This is a genomic window from Oceanobacillus sp. GQ8, from assembly GCF_059758495.1.
The window spans coordinates 1-22,826 of the sequence record NZ_JCAXEV010000006.1; the positions used below are offsets into that span (position 1 = coordinate 1).

At 39.6% G+C, this 22,826-nt stretch carries 25 protein-coding genes; 8 read left to right on the forward strand and 17 right to left on the reverse strand.

Features of this window, described 5'->3' with window-relative positions; translation table 11 throughout:
* The 8 genes from AC6CHS_RS17090 to acpS all read right to left on the reverse strand — a co-directional run.
* Nucleotides 1–138: STAS domain-containing protein (locus AC6CHS_RS17090; protein WP_498238239.1), on the reverse strand; the 138-nt coding region annotated here is incomplete at its 3' end.
* 4 nt (nt 139–142) lie between these two features.
* Nucleotides 143–1,012, reverse strand: coding sequence for an RsbT co-antagonist protein RsbRA (rsbRA, locus tag AC6CHS_RS17095; protein ID WP_498237946.1), 870 nt, complete (start codon nt 1,010–1,012; stop codon nt 143–145).
* Nucleotides 1,013–1,296: 284 nt separating this feature from the next.
* The gene (locus tag AC6CHS_RS17100; RefSeq protein ID WP_036577165.1) at nt 1,297–1,656 is read right to left on the reverse strand and encodes a type II toxin-antitoxin system PemK/MazF family toxin; all 360 of its coding nucleotides are present in this window, start codon (nt 1,654–1,656) and stop codon (nt 1,297–1,299) included.
* A gap of 3 nt (nt 1,657–1,659) precedes the next feature.
* Nucleotides 1,660–1,944 (reverse strand): CopG family ribbon-helix-helix protein, encoded by a 285-nt coding sequence (locus tag AC6CHS_RS17105; protein ID WP_081779446.1) that lies wholly within the window; start codon nt 1,942–1,944, stop codon nt 1,660–1,662.
* A 165-nt stretch (nt 1,945–2,109) separates the two neighbouring features.
* A complete protein-coding gene (gene alr, locus AC6CHS_RS17110; protein ID WP_498237947.1) occupies nt 2,110–3,234 on the reverse strand; it encodes an alanine racemase in 1,125 nt (374 codons plus the stop codon).
* Nucleotides 3,235–3,608: 374 nt separating this feature from the next.
* The gene (locus AC6CHS_RS17115) at nt 3,609–4,625 is read right to left on the reverse strand and encodes a LolA family protein (protein WP_498237948.1); all 1,017 of its coding nucleotides are present in this window, start codon (nt 4,623–4,625) and stop codon (nt 3,609–3,611) included.
* Between the two features lie 59 nt (nt 4,626–4,684).
* Nucleotides 4,685–6,199 carry an NAD(P)H-hydrate dehydratase gene (locus AC6CHS_RS17120; protein ID WP_498237949.1) on the reverse strand — a complete coding sequence of 505 codons (1,515 nt, stop codon included), beginning with the start codon at nt 6,197–6,199 and terminating at the stop codon, nt 4,685–4,687.
* Nucleotides 6,200–6,243: 44 nt separating this feature from the next.
* Entirely contained in the window at nt 6,244–6,618 is a 375-nt protein-coding gene (gene acpS, locus AC6CHS_RS17125) for a holo-ACP synthase (protein ID WP_498237950.1), read from the reverse strand.
* A 162-nt stretch (nt 6,619–6,780) separates the two neighbouring features.
* Here acpS and AC6CHS_RS17130 point away from each other — a divergent pair, with 162 nt between their 5' ends.
* The gene (locus AC6CHS_RS17130; protein ID WP_498237951.1) at nt 6,781–7,536 is read left to right on the forward strand and encodes a rhomboid family intramembrane serine protease; all 756 of its coding nucleotides are present in this window, start codon (nt 6,781–6,783) and stop codon (nt 7,534–7,536) included.
* A gap of 485 nt (nt 7,537–8,021) precedes the next feature.
* Here AC6CHS_RS17130 and cshA read toward each other — a convergent pair whose 3' ends face one another.
* Nucleotides 8,022–9,485 (reverse strand): degradosome RNA helicase CshA, encoded by a 1,464-nt coding sequence (cshA, locus tag AC6CHS_RS17135; RefSeq protein ID WP_498237952.1) that lies wholly within the window; start codon nt 9,483–9,485, stop codon nt 8,022–8,024.
* A gap of 395 nt (nt 9,486–9,880) precedes the next feature.
* Between cshA and AC6CHS_RS17140 the strand changes: the two genes are divergently transcribed.
* Both AC6CHS_RS17140 and AC6CHS_RS17145 read left to right on the forward strand, forming a co-directional pair.
* On the forward strand, nt 9,881–10,792 hold the full coding sequence (locus AC6CHS_RS17140) for a DMT family transporter (RefSeq protein WP_498237953.1): 912 nt from the start codon (nt 9,881–9,883) through the stop codon (nt 10,790–10,792).
* Nucleotides 10,793–10,868: 76 nt separating this feature from the next.
* Complete coding sequence (locus AC6CHS_RS17145; protein ID WP_498237954.1) at nt 10,869–11,726, forward strand: DegV family protein; 858 nt, start codon at nt 10,869–10,871, stop codon at nt 11,724–11,726.
* Between the two features lie 176 nt (nt 11,727–11,902).
* Here AC6CHS_RS17145 and AC6CHS_RS17150 read toward each other — a convergent pair whose 3' ends face one another.
* From AC6CHS_RS17150 to AC6CHS_RS17175, 6 genes are all read right to left on the reverse strand, one after another.
* The gene (locus AC6CHS_RS17150; RefSeq protein WP_498237955.1) at nt 11,903–12,589 is read right to left on the reverse strand and encodes an alpha/beta hydrolase; all 687 of its coding nucleotides are present in this window, start codon (nt 12,587–12,589) and stop codon (nt 11,903–11,905) included.
* 150 nt (nt 12,590–12,739) lie between these two features.
* The gene (locus AC6CHS_RS17155; protein ID WP_498237956.1) at nt 12,740–13,141 is read right to left on the reverse strand and encodes a YppG family protein; all 402 of its coding nucleotides are present in this window, start codon (nt 13,139–13,141) and stop codon (nt 12,740–12,742) included.
* 36 nt (nt 13,142–13,177) lie between these two features.
* On the reverse strand, nt 13,178–13,465 hold the full coding sequence (locus AC6CHS_RS17160) for a glutaredoxin family protein (RefSeq protein WP_498237957.1): 288 nt from the start codon (nt 13,463–13,465) through the stop codon (nt 13,178–13,180).
* 227 nt (nt 13,466–13,692) lie between these two features.
* The gene (locus tag AC6CHS_RS17165) at nt 13,693–14,319 is read right to left on the reverse strand and encodes an SDR family oxidoreductase (protein WP_498237958.1); all 627 of its coding nucleotides are present in this window, start codon (nt 14,317–14,319) and stop codon (nt 13,693–13,695) included.
* Between the two features lie 95 nt (nt 14,320–14,414).
* On the reverse strand, nt 14,415–14,870 hold the full coding sequence (locus AC6CHS_RS17170; protein ID WP_498237959.1) for a MarR family winged helix-turn-helix transcriptional regulator: 456 nt from the start codon (nt 14,868–14,870) through the stop codon (nt 14,415–14,417).
* Between the two features lie 82 nt (nt 14,871–14,952).
* Complete coding sequence (locus AC6CHS_RS17175; RefSeq protein ID WP_498237960.1) at nt 14,953–15,849, reverse strand: YegS/Rv2252/BmrU family lipid kinase; 897 nt, start codon at nt 15,847–15,849, stop codon at nt 14,953–14,955.
* A 222-nt stretch (nt 15,850–16,071) separates the two neighbouring features.
* Between AC6CHS_RS17175 and AC6CHS_RS17180 the strand changes: the two genes are divergently transcribed.
* The 5 genes from AC6CHS_RS17180 to AC6CHS_RS17200 all read left to right on the forward strand — a co-directional run bounded on the left by AC6CHS_RS17180 (nt 16,072) and on the right by AC6CHS_RS17200 (nt 21,368).
* Nucleotides 16,072–17,034, forward strand: coding sequence for a phosphate/phosphite/phosphonate ABC transporter substrate-binding protein (locus AC6CHS_RS17180; RefSeq protein WP_498237961.1), 963 nt, complete (start codon nt 16,072–16,074; stop codon nt 17,032–17,034).
* A gap of 102 nt (nt 17,035–17,136) precedes the next feature.
* The gene (gene phnC, locus AC6CHS_RS17185) at nt 17,137–17,913 is read left to right on the forward strand and encodes a phosphonate ABC transporter ATP-binding protein (protein ID WP_379550817.1); all 777 of its coding nucleotides are present in this window, start codon (nt 17,137–17,139) and stop codon (nt 17,911–17,913) included.
* On the forward strand, nt 17,907–18,725 hold the full coding sequence (gene phnE / locus AC6CHS_RS17190) for a phosphonate ABC transporter, permease protein PhnE (RefSeq protein ID WP_498238240.1): 819 nt from the start codon (nt 17,907–17,909) through the stop codon (nt 18,723–18,725). Before phnC ends, phnE (AC6CHS_RS17190) begins: the two co-directional genes overlap by 7 nt.
* Complete coding sequence (gene phnE / locus AC6CHS_RS17195; RefSeq protein ID WP_498237962.1) at nt 18,725–19,525, forward strand: phosphonate ABC transporter, permease protein PhnE; 801 nt, start codon at nt 18,725–18,727, stop codon at nt 19,523–19,525. The genes phnE (AC6CHS_RS17190) and phnE (AC6CHS_RS17195) overlap by 1 nt, the downstream gene beginning before the upstream one ends.
* 265 nt (nt 19,526–19,790) lie before the next feature.
* Nucleotides 19,791–21,368: a bifunctional metallophosphatase/5'-nucleotidase gene (locus AC6CHS_RS17200; RefSeq protein WP_498237963.1), complete on the forward strand. Its 1,578-nt coding sequence runs from the start codon at nt 19,791–19,793 to the stop codon at nt 21,366–21,368.
* 55 nt (nt 21,369–21,423) lie between these two features.
* On the opposite strand, the gene AC6CHS_RS17205 is transcribed toward AC6CHS_RS17200, so the two are convergent.
* Complete coding sequence (locus AC6CHS_RS17205; protein ID WP_498237964.1) at nt 21,424–21,975, reverse strand: PepSY domain-containing protein; 552 nt, start codon at nt 21,973–21,975, stop codon at nt 21,424–21,426.
* A gap of 192 nt (nt 21,976–22,167) precedes the next feature.
* On the reverse strand, nt 22,168–22,791 hold the full coding sequence (locus AC6CHS_RS17210) for a PepSY domain-containing protein (protein ID WP_159033188.1): 624 nt from the start codon (nt 22,789–22,791) through the stop codon (nt 22,168–22,170).
* Between the last annotated feature and the right edge of the window lie 35 nt (nt 22,792–22,826).

Sequence of the window (22,826 nt, forward strand, 5' to 3'; positions counted from 1 at the left end):
AATCACAACTCCAGTTGCTCCGCTTTGATGGATTTTGCTTAATAGGTCTTCCTGAAACTGGATTGCAGTATTATCATCAATTTCAGTTTGAATAGAAATGAGCAGATAATTATGCAATTTCAATATCGGTATACGCATGATTTCACTCCCCTTTTAAAGATTCAATAAGCTTTTCTACATTCTCTTCTGTTCTTTCATGCTCAATAACTTCTCTACCCGTGATTTCTAATGCTTTTGTAAAGCCTTTTTTCAACGAGCTTTTCGTCGGGAATTTACCTAGGTCGATACCGAGATTTACAATGGTCTGAGCAATCTCCGGTCGAATTCCAACAAGAATACAGGTTGACCCAATAAGTCGGACAGCTTCAGCCGCCTGAATGATATGATGCGCAACCATGGTATCTACAACCGGCACACCCGTAATATCAATGAGTACTACCTCTGAGTTATGCTTAATGACGCCTTCTAGAAGGTTTTCCATGATCAATTTTGCACGCTCTGTATCAATTGTACCGATCAATGGCATCACTGTAATTCGGTCCATTACTGGGATAAGCGGCGCAGATAACTCTTGTAGAGCTACTCTTTGCAATGAAACAATATGCTCCCAGCTTCCTGAATACTCGTTTACCAATTGACGGATTATCGGCTCTACCCATGCGTCAACACTTTTAATGACATCAGATATATAAGAGGAATCTATTTTCACAGATTGTCCCAGGATATAATCAATTGTCACCCTGCGAAAAACCTGTAATCCGTCTGTTATGTAGCTAAGGGGCCATCCTAGGTTAATAATTTTTTCAGAGAAGTCTTCCACAACCTTGGTTGAGCCTTGGCTTTTAATACTCGTAAAAATGACATTTACGAATTCCCTGTTCGTACTTTCAAATAGTTCGTCCGATATGCTGGCAGTATAGTTGCCATCTTTTATTGAATTAATTTCTTCCATCCACATTTGTACTATTGAATCACTATTTTCAATTGCCGATTGTTTAAATTTCTGATCCATCCTTTTCCCCCCATTTTCTTTTTATCTTAAGCCAGTCCTGTTATATTCATGCGATTTTTGTATAAATATATCAAAATATCTTACATCAATACTTTTTCTGTTTTATTGTAACACAACCAATTCCATTCTTTTAAGCCATAACCCTTCGTTTGGATCGGACTTGGTCGATTGAGGGCTTGTGGTGATTGGTTGCGAGCTCATATGCTTGATTGATCCGTAGTCTATGTCAGCTTAACTATTTTTACCCATTAAAAATACCCTTGTCACTTTAAACAAGGGTATTTCTATTGGCCGTACATATCTTTTAAACCAAGGCTAATTTCTAATGCCTGATCAATTTTTTTCATCATTTCGTTGTCGAGCTTTGTTATTTTATCCGTAAGCCGCTGCTTATCTAACGTACGTATTTGTTCTAGCAATATGACAGAATTGCGGTCAAATCCGTAGCGCTTTGCGTTGATCTCAACGTGTGTTGGCAACTTGGCTTTCTGAATTTGTGCTGTAATTGCAGCTACAATTACAGTTGGACTAAACCGATTTCCAATATCATTTTGTAGGATCAATACTGGGCGGACGCCTCCCTGCTCTGATCCAACCACAGGGGATAAGTCAGCGAAGTATACTTCGCCTCTTTGAACGATCAACGTTTACACCCCGATCACAGAGCGCTCTAAGGTGTTTTCAGCCTCCTCTTCAGCTTGAAAAGCTTCCGAAGCAATTGTTAGATTAATGCGGCCCATTTCTTCATAGCCTCGTTGCATTGTTTCATGAAATTGCTGAATGTGTTCATCTCTCTTGTGCTCTAAAAAGTTTCTTGTTGCCTGACAGATGAAATCGCTCAAATCACTATTTTCATGTTTCATTAATCCATCCACCTCATTTAACAGGTTTTTAGGTATCTTTACCAAGACTTCTTGTAAACTCTCTGACAAAACCATGCACCTCCGCCAACTGTTGAACGAACATAATCAAATTCTTTTTAATGATATCATTGAATCTGGGCGTTTGCAAAGGGTTCTTAAAAAAAATTAACTAAATTCGCTTGTTTTGTCGTTTAATATTATAAAAATGTGGTATAAAGCTTTGGTTGGACATTTTTATCCGCCTTTGTAAATGCGTGGAATTCTCTCATTAAGTAAACAGGGAATCTCGTAACTAATGGTATCTACATAGGCTGCCGCTTCATCAATATTAATAAATGAGCCATTCTGGGAGCCAAGCAATGTTACTTTTGTCCCCACAGGATATTTCTGATCCAGCCGAATCATGGTTTGATCCATACAAATTCTACCGACAATGGGCATCCTTTTTCCATCTACAAGCACGTAAAAACCTTGAAGTTTGCGAATCCAGCCATCTCCATATCCAATAGGTATCGTTCCAATCCATTCCGTCTTTTCAGCCTTGTACGTTAAACCATAACTAATTGCATCTCCAGCTTCAATTTGCTTTACATGAGCCAACCTGCTGTGGAGAGAGAAAGCCTGTTTCAGGTTTATTGCCTGCTCTTCCTTAACTGGCTGGGAGGGGTACAGACCATACATAGATATACCATAACGGACAAAATCATACATATCCCTTGGTAAACGAATTGCACTTGCACTGTTCCCAATATGAACGGTTACCTCCCCTGACCACTGTTCCCTCAGTTCGGAGAGCATTCTCTCAAATTTTTCTTTTTGCTTATGAAAATAGGTTAGGTTCGGTGCATCGGCTGTTGCGAAATGAGTGTACACTCCTGTTAAATATATGCTTGGTTTGTCATTTAATGCATATAATATCTCGCGTAATGCTTCACTTGAACGTATCCCTATTCTTCCCATTCCAGTATCAAGCTTTAGATGTAGCTGCAATCTTTCATCCAACTTCATCCTGCTAACCTGGTCCAACCAATCCTTTTGAAAGAATGTCAGGGTAATATGATACTTTGCAGCAATTGCCGCAGCTTCAGGTGGGACCCATCCCATTACAAGAATAGGAGCATCAATACCAGCCTCTCTTAGCTCTAACGCCTCCTCAAGCAGGGCTACCGCCAATGATGTGGCACCTGAGTCAAGGGCTTTTTTAGCAACCTGTATACTCCCATGACCGTACCCATTTGCTTTAACCACAGCAACTATTTTCGTTTTTTCAGGCAGTCGTTCGTGCATTGCTTTAATATTATGTGTAATAGCGTCTAAATCTATTTCTGCCCATGTGGGTCTGATAATAGCCCGATTCAACTGAAAATCCTCCCTTACATCCTTCTATTAAAAAATCTCCTTCTATTATTTCCTTTCCATCTATACCTGTCAACGATAAGAAAATTGTAGAGAGACTATTAATGGAAGGTGGATTAAACTTGTCTGGTACTAGTCAGAAGTTGAGCTGATTGGGTGAGAGAGGATGATGTGCTTTTTCCGAGTTTTCTCTCTCGTTTTTTGAATGTCATAACCACTATGATGTGCGATCTTCTGCTCTAACTAATACTTCAAACCTGCAAGCTTCCTTTAATCAGAAAATTACAGGAGCCACTTAGCACATGGAGCTAGACAAGGAACAAACAAAAAAGCAGACCCCCTCTCCTGTTGACGAGTCTGCTTCTGTGAATCTCATTCTATTTCACTTCTTGACCTTGTACGGATTGTGCCACCTGGATTAGCTCTTCTTTTGTTAATTCATCACTTGCTAGGATATAATCCACACCATTATAGGACCATTCCAATGTATTGTCTGACAAGCCCGCCACGGTGTGACCTAGATTGATGATGTCCCCCTTCACTTCCTGAGGAGAGGTCATAGTTGGGACAACATTTCGTTTTTCTTGTACAAGTGTAAAATTCTTGTCACCCGAGAAAGTTAGGATGGCACGTTCTCCATCTTCTAAATCGATCTCCTTTTTCTGCTCCAATTCAGCACCAGCCATAAATGTCGGTAGAGTTACTGTTAGGGCATTGTCCTCTACCTCTCCAGAAACAGCTTCGTCCTCTGTTGCGTTGCTAGCCATATTCTTTTCCATGCTAAAGTCATCCTCTTTAAAGCTAGCATCTTTTTCGAAACTGGAGAATTTTACTACAACGAGTGCATTTTTATCTTTATCTAGCACTTTAACCTCTACTGGTGTTAGAGATTTCTTATCAAAATGGATCTCCTGATAAGGAAGATTGTTATTGCTTTGATAGTTCGTTTTTGTTTTAAAAATATAGTGAGTGTCGGTTGATTCAAATTCTGCCTCTTTGTCTTTTTTGATATCATTTACAAGTGATTGATATAAATATGGTTGACTACTGTTCTCAGGCCAATCGGATTGAAATTTAAAGTTTTTCTTTAAAGCTGGAGTTAGAACAAATACACCATCTTTATTTTTTAAAATGACTTGACTTCCTTTTTCGTCCATATCGTTCGTTAACGCTACTCTAAACAAGTCGTCTTTTTTATGCCAAATATCAATTGCAAATTTTTGATCTTCCTGCCCTGTATTCATACTCATTTCAGCATTTGCCTTATAGCCTTCCATGTCCTTCATCGTATCTTCTAAATCAGCAAGTACATCCTCCTGGGTCTTTTCCCCACAGGCTGCCAGTAAAAATACAAATCCTGCCATAACAATTAAAATACCTAGCATTCTTTTCATTGACATCATATCTCCCTTGTCTCAGTAGAAACATTAGGGAACATTGTCACACAAGATCATCAGAATGTACGATATACCAGTGAAACTCCTTCGATAACATCAGAAGCAAGCAGGTCATGCTGGGAGTGCGACTCTTGTATTAACAAATCAGCGGATTTACCATGTACAAAACAGGCATTGCAAAGCCCTTCAAATATAGACTGTTTCTGCATGATCATCGCTAATATGATTCCCGTTAGTACGTCCCCGCTCCCACCTTTTGCAAGTCCGGCGTTTCCGGTGATATTCACTGCCTGTTTTCCATTAGGGTCGGTAATAATCGTAAAGGCTCCTTTAAGAACAACGTAGACGCCATGATCAGTAGCAAACCTTTTAGCGTAATGAAAAGGTCGCATCAATACATCCTTTACAGATAGATCAAGAAGCATTGCCATTTCACCTGGATGTGGTGTCAGGATAACGGGCTCTTCTCTCTCATCAAGCACTCCAAGGTCGGCCTTTAAATGGGTCAGCCCATCCCCATCAATGATGAGCGGTATTTTTGCAGTTGCTGCATGTCTAATTACAGGACGAGAAGCGTCTTCACGTCCCATACCAATGCCTATTGCCACTGCATCAAATCCCTCATAGTCTATATCATTTCCATATTTAAGATGGCCATTTATCTCCGGAACTGTAACGAAAGTAGCCTCTGGACAGAAGGAAGCAATACGTTGAATGACACTATCCGTGGTAGCTGCTGTTACCAGCCCTGCCCCCGAACGCAGTGCTGCACGCGTGGTAAGACCTAATGCTCCAGGCATGTTTGAGGATCCCCCGATAACCAAGCCTTTGCCATGATCTCCTTTATGGTCATATTCACTTCGTCCAGGAAATGTACGTTGAAATGCCGCTTCTGTCCATACTTTCCGTTCCATTTCCAATTGTTTAAAGGCTGCCTGTGGAAAACCGATGGAGATACATTCCCACTTTCCGTAACTCGGAGCGGTATGTTGAATAAAGACCGTTTGCTTAATGGCACCTATCACAAAGGTATAATCAGCTTGTACAGCAGTAAAATCTGCTACTCCCTCATCAGCTGGTAAACCTGATGGAATATCTACTGATACGACTAGATTGTCCAATTGGTTAATTTGATTTACGAGAGAGTACAGCGGCTCTCGTAAATCCCCCTTCACTCCAATGCCGACCATGGCATCCACGATAACGTCTTCTTTATCCAGTCCATCCAAAGTCTCGTTAATCTTGTTCGGTTGCATCACGATGCCGTCACAATTCAGGTAGAGACGCTTATGGTATGCTGCATGTCCAACAATTTTCTTATCATCCACAACCTGAAGTACGGTCACTTTATACCCCATATTCAGTAATGTTCTGGCAATAACGAAACCATCCCCGCCATTATTACCTGAGCCAACCAAAACGCACAAGGGCTGCTCAAAATCAATCATGGCACTTACTCTCTGGGCTATTTCTCTACCTGCATTTTCCATTAACATACTGCCATTCATCTCTGCCCTGTCCATCGAAAACTGGTCAATATCGTACATTTCTTTTGCGGTGACAATATACAAAACTGTTCCCTCCTACCCGCACTAAAATATATGAGACAACCTTATCAATTATGCATGTCGTTATCCGCTTCGATCACTACCTGAGCGGCAGCATAATCCCTGCTATGTGTAATCGAAATAAATATTTTATCATGGCTATATCCAGGTGCATGAAGGAAAGGAGCACCACCTTGTTGGGGCAGTATCTCCATATCGTGAAAGCTTAATTCTCCTATACCTGTACCCACTGCTTTTGCAAAAGCCTCCTTGGCTGCAAACCTACCTGCAAGGAATTCAACCCTTCTTATCTCAGTTGGAAGGGAATTAAAAATATCCAGTTCCTTATTGGTTAACACCCTTTTTGAAAGTCGGTCACCTTTTCGCAAGCTTTCCGCTATCCGGTCTAGTTCAATTAGATCTATTCCAATACCTTTAATCATCCGCTTTCTTTCCTTTCACCTATAAAAGCCTTATTGTTGCACATTCATCCAGTATTTTAGTACGCTATTAATGGTCATATGATCGTTTATATACTACTACACTATAATAATACCCTACCTGCAAAGTTACCTAACGTTTTAATTATAAATGAGGAGGACGTCATGTTTATACGAAATGAACGAAGTGTAACAGAATTCATCAAATTCTACCCTGTCGTTTCTACTATCATAATTATTCATATCATATTATGGTTAATTCAAGATTTTCTAATGTTGCCAATTGGGAATACCCTTTATCAACTCGGAGCAGGAAGCAACTACCATATTGCTCAGGGAGAGTATTGGAGACTTATCACTCCAATGTTTTTCCATGCTGGTTTAATGCATATGCTGTTCAACTCGTTTTCTCTCGTCTTATTTGGACCGGCGCTTGAACAAATGCTTGGCAAGACGAAATTTATCCTTGCCTATGTTGGGGCTGGGATTGTCGCCAATATTGCTAGCTTTATTTTTGGACATGCGATCTATACACACGTTGGCGCTTCAGGAGCTGTCTTTGGGTTGTTTGGAATCTATATTTTCATGAGATTTTTTCGCAAGCATTTACTGGATTACCAAAGTTCTCAAATGATTACAGTTATCATTGTAATTGGCTTAATAATGACGTTTCTCCGACCTAACATTAATGTGTATGCCCATATATTTGGGTTTATCGGCGGATTTGTAATCGCACCACTTGTCCTTCGACGAACGAAGCCCTATTCACCGTGGCAACGTCGCTACCGTGACGATGATGGGGTACAATTTGATCCAAACAGATGGAAGAAAAAGCGTGTCCCTTCGAAGGTGAAAAAGAATGCATTCTGGATTGTCATTGTTGTACTCGCACTACTTGGTTTGCTAAGTCGTATACTTTAAAATAGCCTTGGAACTAAAAAAAGGTTACACCCTTAAAAAATGAGGTGTAACCTTTTTTCATGCTTTTCATTCTAAACGTGCGCTTTTCGCTTTTGTTCGTATAGCTCAAAACACACAGCGACTAGCGCAACTTCCCTCACCTCCGTACAATAAAGAAGACTTGCCGATTGGTGAAAACCAGAGGCTTAGTCGCCCTTATACCCGGAGGGTGAAAGTCATCATCGATTGTAACTTAGGTAGGTCGACTAACACCTGCCTTGTCGGCCAACGCCGACATACCCCTTTTGCAGGGGCATGATTCCTTTATCTCCTACGAGGAATGCTCCATTAAAACCGTCACTTTGCGTGACAACATGGAGCCACCTGGCATGGCCAGGCGCAGTTCGTACGTGGGCCCGGAGGATCCGGGTCATGCCGACGTTGCCCTAGGACGGGGCGTACTTAGTCGGCCTTCCTTAAAAACGTGCGCTTTTCGCTTTTGTAACTTAATCGCGATTTCCCCGTTTTTGGTAATTCCCTTTACGGTTGTTTCTTCCACCTTGGTTGCGGCCACCGCCACCTTGGTTGCGTTTCCCGTAGAAACGTTTGTTATTCGAACGACGATCATTTGAACTCTGTGCTTTTTTAACACTGATAGGAGCGACTGATGAAATACGTACTGGTGTATCACGTCTTTCCTTCGTCATAAGTTTCAGCGCTGCAGCTATAACTGACATCGAATCATGTTCTTGTAACAACGTGTTAGCTGCTTCATGATATGTTTTCAGGTCTTTTTCTTCAATTGTTTTTAAGATGTTTTCAACAGTAACCTGCTGTTGACCTTTTTGAGCATCATGATTAGTCGGTGGAGTCAGACGTTTCATTTTGCTTTTCGTAACTTTTTCAATTAATTGAAGGTGTGACATCTCTCTCGGTGTAACGAAGGAGATAGCTTCACCCGTTCTACCTGCACGCCCTGTACGTCCAATTCTGTGGACATAGCTTTCAGGATCCTGTGGAATGTCAAAGTTATATACATGGGTAACACCAGAGATATCTAGTCCACGAGCTGCTACATCTGTTGCAACAAGTACATCAACACGTCCACCTTTGAACTTGTTCAATACGGACATACGTTTACCTTGTGTTAAATCACCATGGATTCCCTCAGCACGATAACCTCTTGCCTGTAATCCTTCTGTAATTTCGTCCACACGCTTCTTCGTACGACTAAACACAATAGCTAACTCAGGTGCGTTGATATCTAAGTGATTGTTCAGTGTATCAAATTTAAATTTCTCAGGTATTTCGATAAAGAACTGATCAATATTCTCTACAGTCATTTCTTTTGCTTTTACTTTAACTTCTTTAGGATCGGTCATTAAGTTTGTTGCAATATCACGGATTTCTTTTGGCATCGTCGCTGAGAAAAGCAAGGTTTGTCTTTCTTCAGGAATACCTTTCAAAATATCACGGATATCATCAATGAAGCCCATGTTAAGCATTTCATCCGCTTCATCCAATATAGCAGTCTGTACCATATTAATACGGATTGTTTTTCTTCTCATATGGTCAAGCAGTCTACCTGGTGTCGCAACAACGATCTGTGGACCGTCCTTAAGCGCACGAATCTGTCTATCCATTGGTGAACCGCCATAAATAGCTAAAGCTCGTACTCCTTTAAATTTACTAAGACGATTTAGTTCCTCTGCTACCTGAATAGCTAATTCACGTGTAGGTGCTACTACTAGCCCTTGGATTTTACGTTGTTTGGAATCAATTTTCTCGATCATTGGAATACCAAACGCCGCTGTTTTACCTGTACCTGTTTGGGCTTGTCCAATTACATCGTTCCCTTGCATTGCAAGTGGAATGGTCTCCGCCTGTATTGGTGTTGCTTCTTCAAAACCCATTTTTTCTAATGCTTTCATGATAGGACTGGAAATGCCTATTTCATTAAATGTTGTCACCTATTCCTCTACTCCTTTTTCTAAAAAAATTTATTCGTCAAAGAGGCCTTGGATTTTTCTTATACTTTAGTTTGAAAATAATTTACCCGCATGTTTAAAACAGCAAACGTTCCAATCTCACTGCGACGGCTATATGAAGGAAATTTCTCACATTATATTTTAAATTCGATTTAAAAGTATCATTAATTTTATACTTTCCCTAAAGTACAAAAAAGGCATCACCAATTTCTGGTAAGAGGCCTCACTCGAAAACTCATACAAATACAATCATAACACATTATTTATCATGATACTAATTTGCAGATGTGATTTTTTACAAGGACCGTGGTAGAATAATTAGAACATAAAGAAAAACTTGTCTTGTAAGTACTCTTAATAAGTTAGGGAGGGTTAAGATGCGTCTTCCCCCATTCAACCCATATGCCGCCGTGGTAATCGGTGTCATTTCTGTTTCGACATCAGCTGTATTGGTTAAATTGGCAGATCAAGCACCGGCTGCAATCATTGCAAACTACCGGCTATTGTTTGCCGTCTTAATTATGAGTCCCGTCGTTTTATTAAAGTACCGAAATGAATTTCGAAATGTCGAAAGGCGTGATTGGCTCTTTTCCATACTGGCAGGCATCTTTCTCGCTCTCCATTTTATTTTGTGGTTTGAGTCGCTTAACTATACCTCTGTTGCAAGCTCGGTAGTGCTAGTGACGTTACAGCCCATATTTGCTTTTCTCGGGACCTATTTCTTTTTTAAAGAAAGATTTTCTCCAGGAGCGGTTATCAGTATGCTCATCGCCCTGCTCGGAAGTTTCATTATTAGCTGGGGTGATTTTCAAATAAGTGGAATGGCTTTGCTTGGCGATATTCTCGCATTATTTGGGGCTATCACTGTAACCGTGTACTTTTTATTTGGGCAACGTGTCAGAAGAAACGTTTCCTTAATGACTTACACCTTTCTTGTCTATGGGGCTAGCTCCATAACACTGTTACTTTATAATCTCGCGGTTCAGAACCCCTTTTTCGGATACCCTGCCAACCACTGGGGGTTATTTCTTGCCTTGGCCATTGTACCGACTTTCTTCGGCCATACCCTATTTAATTGGGCATTAAAGTGGTTAAGCACCTCCACTATCTCAATGGGCATTGTGTTTGAGCCAGTGGGGGCTACTATTTTGGCCTATTTATTACTTGATGAAAAGGTGACAGGATCCCAGTTATTAGGAGGGACCATCGTTATCTTTGGTTTATTTCTATTTATATTAAGTACGTCAAGGAAATCTTCTGTGACAATCGCACAAAAAGAGCGTAAATAAGCTCTACTGTGAGTATAAATCATAGGAACCAACTGCTATAATTGCAGTACCTTACTTTTAAGAAACGGGTGATCTCATGAACGTTCAATTAATGACTGACGGAGGAGCGGATATTCCACAACGCCTCCATGACAACCTGAATCTAATCATTGTTCCCCTTTATTTACACTTTTCCGATGGGCAATATAAAACGGGCACAGATTTGGATATTAATGATTTTTATAGAAAAATTAAAGAAGACCATGAGCTCCCACGCTCTGCTGCACCTAGTCCACATGATTTTTATGAGGCATATAAGCAAGTCGACCCAGGACAGCCCATATTAATGCTAAGCCTCTCCAAAGGTCTAAGCAGCACCTATGATAATGCAGTTGCTGGTAAAGATTTGCTGCTCGAAGAAGAACCACAGCGACAAATAGAAGTAATAAACACGAAGACCGCCTCCTGTGGTATTTCTCTACTATTACATGAAGCGAAGGTAAAGCTTCAAGAAGGCTATAGCTTTTCAGAGTTAACAAGGCATCTGGAAGCACGAGTAGAACAGACTACTACCTTATTTATATTAAAAACATTAGATAATCTGGTATTAGGCGGAAGGCTAGATAAAGTAAAAGGAACCATTGCTAAAACACTTAATATAAAATTATTAATGAAAGCAAGTGAAGAAGGCTCCATTGAAGTTTCAGAAAAAGTCCGTGGGGACAAAAAATCGATTCGTAGATTTATTGAGCAAATCGGGGAATATACTAAATCGGTGGAGAACAAGGTTATTTCTATGACCCATTGCAAAGCAGAAAGTCGTGCTAAAAGTGTGTTAGAGGATATTCGAAATGCTCATCCATTTCAAGATGCTTATTTGACAGAAGCTGGCCCACTTATTTCCACATATGGTGGTGAAGGAGCGCTAGTTATTTCCTTCTTTAAGGATAAATAAGTTCCATTAGAAAAACGTATACCTTCGCTCGTCTTTAAGCGAAGGTATACGTTTTTCTTATACTTGGAACATTAAAATTTTAACTGCATCGTAATTGCTTCCTAGCTAAAATTTTATACTTTCCTAATGTGAAATAATAAACGAGGCAGCTGGCTGTCTCGTTTTTCGTTTGTTTTCTATTTGATTAGAAACTGAAGCACCATACTATTCAAGGTCTCTCTATCGTCTCCTAGACAAATAAGGTGTCGGGAGCGTTCAAAAAATACTACCTCTTTCCTTTCTGAGGTGATTTCTTTATCTAGATAATAAGCAGTTTTATATGGAACCATCCCATCCATCTGACCTTGGGCAATGAGGACTTCGGATTCAACTTTTTTTAAGTATCCCCTGGTAAACTTAACTAATTTCAAGAACTCCAAGTTTGCCTTAAACGGGACCCGTCCTAATTTGTTACGGTAGTGGTTATATAACTTGTTACTCCCTAACTTTCCTCTTACGCCATCTGCGACAAAACCACCTGCATCCACGGCAATTTGCTTGAATGATAAATATTTCCCCGCTGGGGCGAGTAGGACAAGCTTGTCTACTTTATACTTGGCAGCCAGATAAGCAGAAATCATGCCACCCATTGAAAACCCGATGACATAAATGCGGTCGTACTTTTCCATTAAACCCTTAAGTGCTTCTTCTGCAGCGCCTATCCAGCTCTTGTGAGATTTTCCTTTTAGATCAAGCTGTCTTCCATGCCCAGGTAGTGTTGGCACTTCAATGTTCCAATCGGTGTGTTCATGCAGGTAATTTACTAATGGCTCTACTTCATAAGGTCCCCCAGTATATCCATGTACGACTAAACATCCTATCATAAAAATTCTCCTCTTTTTCCTCATCTACCCTTCTTTTACCCTTAATAATATAAAGTATTACCGTTTTTTTAAAAAAACGAATTTTAATAATTCCTTCGGTTCATTTATTTTCCAATGATCTTTTCATATGAAGGACAATTTTTATACTGGCTACCTAAAAAGCTTCATTACGCTTCCAAACTGTTTTACAATCGGGGATACTTGGTGATAAGTATTGGCAATTTGACCCACTGTGGACAGTACTTTATCAAGGTCTAGTTGCGTTTCTCCTTTTTGGGGAAATCCGTTTATATTGCTCCCTGTTTCTAAGTTCGATGGTTGTTGCGTGTTTACTGGATAATTTGTTTGCATATACTCCGGCCAGTTTACAGGTTGCTGCGGTTTCGAGAAAAATTCATACGGTGTTTGGAACTGATGTGGTTGGTATGCTGCGTTAGTTGGTGGAATAGAATAGGATGGTTGGTGTGGTGGTTGGTATGATGGTTCATTTATTCCACTATTAAAATTAGGATGATAATAATTATTATACTGATCGTAAGGCCGTTGATACATCTTTACATACCTCCCTTTCATGTTAACTGGTATATATTATGCATCAGGATCAGCATCTGTGTTCAACAGATAGTTTTTATCCAGCACTCCTAACATGAGGTTAAGCTTTTCTTCTTGGTATCCAAGTATTAGATTATTTTCGTCCCCGATAAACGTCGCAGGAGTGCCATAAATGCCATGCTTCTGCATCTCCTTCTTGTTTTCCGGGTGTTTTGTAACATTTTTCACCTCATAGGGAACATTTTTCCTATCCAAAAGTTGTAATACCCGCTCACAATCTTCGTTATCTTCGCTTATATAGACCCATACATTGTTTTCACTCATGATGATACCTCCGCAAGTGTTTAAATAATACATTTTTCCTATACCCTTCTCATTACAATTGAAACCTCTTTGTAATATTAATGTAACATTAAAAGTAAATCATGATGTCCTTTTTGCGTTAATTATGTGAAAGAGGACAAAAGGATACAGAGGTTCTAGGCTGTTTTTAGGATAAAAAACCCACCACTTCAATTTAAAAGTGGCGGGCACTGATTACAATCGGCTTATTATAATACGTTGGCTACTTCCGTGTTGCCACTCACTACTTCATATACTTTTCCATTTGCTTCTTTTTTAGTTAAAAGGTGTACAATTACGGCTGCAACATCTTCCCGTGGCACCTTGCCAAATTCTGTTCCACTTTCCTGAAGGTTCACTTTCCCTTCTCCAGGGTCGTCTGTTAAAGCACCTGGCCTAATAATCGTATAATTAAGATTTGAGGATTTTAGATATTCATCTGCACGGTGCTTCGCATACAGATAAAATTTCCCCTCGGAAGCTCCTTTTGGCTGATCAGCTCCCATGGAACTTAGAAGAACAAAGCGCTCTACACCGTTCTTCATTGCAAGATCTGCCGCTTCGATTGCTCCTTCCTGATCAATGATAATGGTTTTATCAGGACCTGTATTTGGTCCAGAACCAGCAGCAAAGACGACTGCATCTATGTTGTGAAAGGCTTTTTCAAAATCACTTTCCAGATCAGCTAAAACTGTTTCCACACCTAAATCTTTAAAGTATTCGATCTGTTCTTCTTTTCGTATCATAGCGACTGGCTCAAGCTCTTTTGTATTCTTTATATTTTTTACGATGTTTTTCCCTACATCACCATTTGCTCCGATAACTAATACGCGCATTTATAATGCCTCCTTGTATAAAGTCATATAATGGTATGTATCCTAAATAAAAAGAAGCAAAACATATATGAGGATGTTTTGCTTCAGCTAATAATCTATTCCATCTCATTTTTTCCGAGCTTTTTTAAAATGTTAATTGCGAATACTTTTTCGTCATCATCTAAGACAGACATAAGTTCTTTAATTTTGTCCCAATGGCCTGGGAAGATTCTACTTAATAATTCCGTACCCTTTTCTTCAATGACAGCAAACGTTACCCGTCTGTCAGCAGGATTAGGTTTGCGTTTTAAATATCCCTTCCTTTCTAATTTGTTTACAACATACGTAATGCTTCCACTTGTTAATAGAATTTTTTCACCAATTTTTTGGAGAGGCTGCTCTCCTTTATGGTATAAAAGCTCTAGAACTGCAAAATCTGTTAGATTTAAACCCCTTGACTGAATATCTTTCTCTACCTGCTCCATTACTGACCGATAAGACTTTGCCAATACGACAAAGAGCTTTAAGGAAGGGTCTTGTTTCTTTTCATTTAATCGTTGAGATGTATGCACCCATAATTCCCACTTTCTAATTTACCCATTATCATTTTCTTATTATATTGATCGGCTGAATAGAAAGATTTTTAAATAGTATTTACTCCACCGCTTTCATCATCTGGATGTGCTTAGGGAGAACACGGATGGTAGCCGGCGTATTCGTAGAGATTTCCCCGTCCATATCTATCTCTTTAGCAGACCCTGTACTAACTTTTATTTCATTTGACTGGAAATGTGTTAATTCTTCTAGTGCTTCCTTATTTAATTCGGCATTGTTCATAGAAAGAAGCTCCCTAAAGGATGCAAGGCTAGAATTTTTAATAATAAGTACATCCAACAGACCATCAGTAGGATCAATCGTTAAAATGGGAAGTTGGCGCGTCCCTATAAAAGTGCCATTGAGTAAGAGAACCCCGACTGCCTCTCCTTCATAAACTTCACCTTTTGCTTCAATGTTGTAAGTAAATTGTTCAGATCTACTAACTGTTTTAAGTGTACTCATAAAATAACTGAGAACCCCTAATGACTTTTTCTGTTGTTCATCAATATTTTTGGACGTTTCTGCAACCATCCCAATTCCCCAGAAGTTTAAAAAATATGTATCATCTGATTGGGCAACATCCACATCTATGACCTTTCCATCTACTATAGCCTCCGCGGCACTTGCTAAATTTTGCGGTAATTGAAGCATTCTACTAAAGTCATTAGACGTTCCACCAGGTAACACAGCAATAATTGGCCTGTTAGGCAGTGGGGCTAGGGCATTAATACAGCAGTGTAACGTACCATCCCCACCTAAAATAATGAGTAAATCAACTTGATCAGAATACGTTTTGCATGTTTCTGTAACTTCTTCTATAGAGGCTGTCTGCAAGACGATGAGCTCTTTTATACCTCGCGAGAGTATGGGAAGTGTATCTCTAAGCTTTTGTTCTATATCCCCTTTGCCCGCATTTCCGTTATATAGTAACAATGCCTTACTGAATCTTGGCAAGACGATCAACTCCTCTTATACGTTATTGTATTTATTTCCTTCTTCAGGACAAAAGAAACCTCACATTGTCGCAATATAGAAACCTAGTATTTTACTATCTATTACTATTCTACAATTACTTTGTAAAAATTACGTAAAATTATAAAAATAGTCTAGCATTTTCGACCTATTTGGTATTTAATATAATAGTAAGATATATTAAGAAATAACAGGAGGGTCAAGATGAAAAAACTTTATAGTCTATTACTTGTGCTGGCACTTGCACTGTTCTTAGCGGCATGCGGAAGCTCTGATGATTCAGACTCAAGCAATGCGGAAGGTGATAACAGCAGCGAGAGTAGCGAAGACAGCAACGAGAGCAGTGGGGATACCCCAGATACACTTGTAATGGGATTTGTTCCTTCACAAGATTCTGACACAATCGCTGATACTGTAGAACCTCTAGCAGATCGTTTAGGTGAAGAATTGGGAATTGAAGTAAAAGGACAAGTAATGACGAACTACAATGCACTAGTTGAAGCAATGGGTGCAAACCAAGTACAAATCGGTTTTATCCCTGCTTTTGGATATGTTCTTGCAAACGAGCAATATGATGTTGAAGTAATCTTAAAATCTATTAGATACGGTTCTGGTACATATAAAGCACAATACCTTGTTAGATCTGATTCTGGTATAGAGTCACTTGCTGATCTTGAAGGAAAAGTTTGGGCATACGGTGATAAGGGTTCTACGTCTGGTTATCTTTTCCCTGCAAGCCAACTAATGAAAGAGTTCGATTATGATTCAGCAGCTGAACTAGAAAGTGGTTTCTTTAGTGGCACTGTACAAGCAGGTGCTCATGATAATGCTGCACTCGAAGTATACAATGGAGATGCTGATGTAGCGACAACATTTGATGATGTGCGTACAGAGCTTGAAGAAGAATATCCTGATGTGATGGATAAGTTGACTGTTCTTGGTTACACAGATGAAATTCCGAACGATACAATTTCCGTAACGAAAAATTTAGACGATGAGCTTGTTCAAAAAATCAAGGATGCTTTCATGTCATTTAACGATGATGAAGAAATGATTAAAATTATGAACGATGTTTACAATTGGGATGCAATTGACGAAGCTTCAGACGAAGAATATGAAGTAGTTAAAGAAACATATCAGGAATTCAAAGACAATATCGAGCTTTAAAAGTTATTAAACATAAACTGAATTGGAAAAGGGGGAGCTTAATCTCTCCCTTTTTTCCTAGTTTTCAGAAAAACTAAGGCTGTAATGGAGGAAGTACATATAATGATTCAATTTAAAGATGTCGGTCTTGTCTACCCTAACGGTACAGAAGGACTAAAAAATGTTAACGTAACGATAAACGACGGTGAATTTGTTGTAATTGTTGGCTTATCAGGTGCGGGAAAATCAACTTTCATTCGCAGTATTAACCGTCTTGTTACGCCTACAAAAGGCTCCCTGTTAGTTGATGACGAAGACATTCTATCGTACCGAAGTGGCGAATTACGTAAATTACGTACAAAAGTTGGTATGATCTTTCAGAATTATAATTTGGTAAAGCGTAGCAATGTGCTTAAGAACGTACTCGCGGGACGTCTTGGACATACAGGAACATTGCGTTCAATTTTAAACCTTTATAAAAAAGAAGATGTTGGACTTGCCTACGAGAGTCTGCAGCGGGTGAATATTTCAGAGAAAATTTACAATCGCGCTGACGAACTAAGTGGTGGTCAACAGCAGCGTGTCAGTATAGCTCGTGTACTCACACAAAAACCAGGCTATATACTAGCAGATGAGCCTGTAGCTTCTTTGGATCCCCCGACTTCGCATCAAGTTATGTCATATTTAAAGAAGATTAATAAAGAGGATAACATCACTACCATCGTAAACCTTCATTTCATCGATATGGCAATGGAATATGCAGACCGTATCATTGGAATGCGTGCAGGGGAAGTTGTATTTGATGGACCAGTTTCTGAAGTTACCGAAAAGACCTTTGAGGAAATTTATGGCCGTTCGATACGTGAGGATGACTTGCGTGGGGGGGCGGATGAATCGTGACCAATCAATCAAAGGATGTAATAAAAGGTAATACACCGCCCTTATTTCCTATTAAGACAAAAGCAAGAGTTACTCTCATTTTCTTTGTCGTAATCGGCTTTTATCTTTTCAGTATGATTTGGACACAGCGTGATATGGTTGGCGGTTTTGGTAATTCACTTGGCAACATGTTTACAGTTGCTGGGAAATTTTTCCCACCTAATTTAAGTGTAATACCAGCTGTTTGGGACCCGATGGCACAGACTATACAAATGGCAATTGTGGCGACCACATTTGCAACAATTCTAACCATCCCATTAGCGATACTATCCGCTCAAAATATTACGACATTTAAACCGTTATATTACGTAACAAGAACGTTGATGAATATTTTACGTACGATACCTGATCTTGTCCTAGCAGTAATTTTCGTTGGACTGTTTGGTATTGGTGTACTACCCGGAATTTTAGCACTTTTCATTTTCTCATTAGGTATTCTTGCTAAGCTTATTAGTGAGACCATTGAATCTGTCGACATGAATCCATTGGAGGCAATGCGGGCTTCAGGAGGTAACGTCTTCCAAGTTATCTTTTTTGGACTGGTACCACAGGTGCTTCCGCAATTCACATCATTTGTACTTTATGTATTTGAAATAAACATACGTGCCTCTGTCGTTCTTGGACTTGTAGGAGCGGGAGGAATCGGTCTTGTTCTAAACCAACAACTCGGTTTCTACAACTACCAAAATGCGATGGCAATTATTGTTTTAATCTTTGTCGTTGTCATTGTCATTGAATATATCAGCAACAAGCTAAGGGAGGCACTAATTTAATGGAATCCTACACACTACCTCCAAAGCCAGAAAAATCGTTGTTTAAAAAATTAAAAGCTCTCCTTATAGTAGTCATTCTTGCTGCGATCTATGTATGGACTTTTCTTGGGATTGACATTGACTGGGCAAGGGCAATAGACCGTATTGCAAATAACTTTGCTCGTGTTATACCAAACCTATTTAGGCCGGATTGGTCCTCAACCGCTGACGTCTCCTTAAGCATACTGGAGACTGTATTAATAGCGTTTGCTGGTTCTTTTATGGCTGCGATACTTGCTATCCCATTAGGCTTCTTAGCTGCACAAAACATGACAGGAAGCAGAATTCTTACCATAATAGGAAAATGGATCTTATCAGCAGTCCGTGCTTTTCCGGATATTATCCTAGCTATCCTGTTTGTAGTAGCAGTAGGACCCAACGCATTTGCTGGGGTTTTAGCTATTGCGATTGGTTCAACAGGTATGCTTGGTAAGCTTTACTCAGAAGTCATTGAATCGATTGATATGAAGGTTGTCGAAGCAATGGAAGCGAATGGAGCGAATAAGATTCAAATACTTTTCTATGCGGTCATTCCACAGATTATACCGGAATTTCTTTCCTATGCGATTTACCGTTTTGAAATAGACATCCGTGCCTCTTCCATCCTCGGTATCGTAGGTGCTGGCGGTATTGGTACAATGATTATTTTCGCTGCGAATAACCGTAATTGGAATGAAATGGGTCTAATTCTTCTCGCTATAATTATTGTTGTAACAATCATCGACTTTATATCTGCCCGTATACGTCGTAAAATCGTATAATAAAGGGTGATACTATGTCATGTCCCGCAGGTATAGCCTGTGGGACTTTCCTTATGTCTCAGGAAACTAATCACTAAGAGACATGACTTTATCCCGGAGCAACCGTCCGTAAGACTCCCACTTCAAAACATGAAGTGAAACCGTGATGTTTAAGTGGGAGTAAACGGACGCTAACACCCCGATTCGTTCAACTAACAATCAGTGAGGGAAGAATGAAAACCCCCACTGATTGAAGTTTCACTTTATGTAGAAAGGATGCATCACTATGAAAAAACACGAAGAAGCTTCACTCACACTATTATATACAAGTGACGTGCATGGAAATGCCATGCCACTCTCATACGCTACTAATGAGCACTCTGATAGCGGGTTAGCTAAGTATGCCACTGCTGTTAAGCAGGTACGAAAGGAAAAAGACTATGTTCTCTTGCTTGATAATGGCGATTTAATCCAGGGAACACCATTTATGACCCATTATGTTAAACAGCATAGACATACTGAAAATCCAATGATCACGATTATGAACCAAATCGGGATTGATGGCGCAGTAATTGGAAATCACGAGTTCAATTTTGGCAGTGATGTATTATCTGATGCTGTGAAACAATCTCAATTCCCTTGGCTCTCAGCTAATATCATCGATACCGTCACAAATGAGCCGAAATATGGCCCTGCTTATATTATGAAAACATTACCGAACGGTATTAAAGTTGCTATTACCGGGGTAACTACTCATTACATCCCGAACTGGGAATCACCAGAGCATATAGAGGGTCTGTATTTTGCAGATGCCTATGAAACGTTAAAAAAATGGACAACTTATATTCGTCAAACAGAAGAGCCAGATATTCTTATCGCTTCCTATCATGGAGGATTTGAACGTGATCTGGAGACCGGACATGAAACAGAAGCCCTTACAGGGGAAAACCAAGGATACAGAATGTGTGACATAGAGGGAATTGATGTCCTGCTGACTGGTCATCAGCATCGAAAGCTTACTGGAAAAGTTAATGATGTGCTTGTAATCCAGCCAGGTAATAATGGAACGTTATATGGAGAAATAAACCTTTCCTTGTCTAACGCATCAGGAAAGTGGATAATCACAGAAAAAGAAGCCCACCTTCGTGATCTCACCTCTGTCCCTGCCGATAACGAGGCATTAAAGGCAATAGAGGCTTTAGAAGCTTCGACTCAAAATTGGCTAGATGAACCAATCGGTTTTATTAAAGGTGATATGACAATTCGTGATCCATTCCAAGTGCGAATTGCCAAGCACCCCTTCATTGAATTCATACAGAAGGTGCAAATGGAGGAAAGCGGTGTTGATATCTCTGTTACTTCATTACTTAATAATACATCTAAAGGCTTTTCATCTTCTGTCACAATGCGGGATGTCGTATCTAACTATATGTATCCAAATACGCTTGTAGTGCTCGAGCTTACAGGAGAAGACATAAAGAAGGCATTAGAAAAGAGTGCAGAGTATTTCACGCTAATTGATGGAGATATTGCTGTTAACCCTGCGTTTGAAACTCCTAAGCCACAACATTATAACTATGATATGTGGGAAGGTATCCAGTACTCTATCTCAGTAGATGAGCCTGTAGGAAATAGAGTTAAAGACATCTCCTATCATGGCAAACCAATAGCTTATGACGAAAGCTATCATGTTGTACTTAATAACTATCGAGCTACTGGCGGGGGTAATTATGATATGTTTAAAGAGAAGCCTGTGGTAAGAGAAATCCAAAAGGATGCTGTGGAAATTATTCGTTCTTATTTTGAGCGACACAAAACCGTAAAAGCTACCGCTACCCCTAATTTTGAAGTGAAAGCGAAGTAATGATAATGCAGAAAGCAAAAAGGCGGACTACAAGCCCGCCTTTTCACCTTTCATGTTAGTCATCATCATCTTCTGTGTCTATATCCATTTCAAGAATTTCGCCTGTTACAGCATCAATGTCAAAATCCGCTTCCTTTTTATCTTTAACTAACTCTATTTCATATACAACTCTTCCATCATCTTCATCAAGTTCTACTTCGCGAACTTCCCCATCAAATTCCTTTTTAGCAATGTCTGTAGCTTTCTTTTCGCTAATTAAGTCATCTGTCTTAGCCACTGTATTTTCTTTCTCATTGTCATCAAAATCATCATCTGCGTCTACCACTTCTGACTTTTCTTTTAATACCTCTCCTGTATCTGCATCGAGTTTAAGATCGGTTTCCGTATCCCCATCTCTCACTTCGACCTCATATACTTTCTTTGTTCCCTCTTTATCAAGCTCGAGTTCGGTAATAGTCCCCGGATATTGTTCTGACACCATTTGTTGGATATTATCTGTGTTTAACTTCGTGTCTTTAGCGTCTGCACTTGAATGGTAAACACCAAGTCCCAACACTGTTGCACCTACCATTGAACCGATTATTAAACCTAATTTTTTATTCATCATCTTTATTCCTCCTTTTTGTTGATACTTATATAATAGCCGCCCCCAATGAAAAGACAGTGTGGATAACATTAGAATTTGATGAGAAAAAATCAAAAGCTCAAAGCACACGTTTTTTAGGAAGGCCGATTAAGAACCTCCCCGGGATCCTATAAACCCATCAAAAAAAGCTGCCACCCAGCAGCTTTGCACAAATTAGTCATCATCGACTTCGATATTTTGATAAAGGATCTCCCCTGTAAAAGCATCGATCTCTAATTCCGCTTCTTCGTTTCCATTAATAATTTTAATTTCATAAAGATACCTGCCATCATCTTCATCCAATTCAGCTTCATCAATTCTACCAGGGAAACGTTCTAATGCAATCTCTTTCGCTTCACTCAAACTGACGGTCACGTCCTCTTCAGTATGCTTCGTTTCTCCCTCTTCATCGTCTTCTTGGCCTTTTTCACTGCCATTGTCTTGCTCTTCAGTCGTTGCATTATCAGATCCCTTGCCTGGATCTGTATATTTATTTGCATCTGCATTGGTTTCTGTACGTTTTTCCGTCATCTCTAGTCCTTTTACTTCGCCTGTGTTTGCATCAACCTTAATTATATATTTATTTCCCTCATGATCTACAACAGCTTCATAAAAGCCTTCCTTTTCATTCAGCTGTGGTTCACTCACTTCTCCAGGATATTGGGTCGTGATCACCTGCTTTATGTCTTTCTTTGAGTAGTCATGGCTTGCAGAACTGGCAAAAGAATGATAAATCCCAAATCCAATCAGCACTAGCACAACAAGCCCAACTGTCATCATAACAGTCTTTTTTTTCATCGGACTCTCCTCCCAACTACTTTGAGTGTAATAGC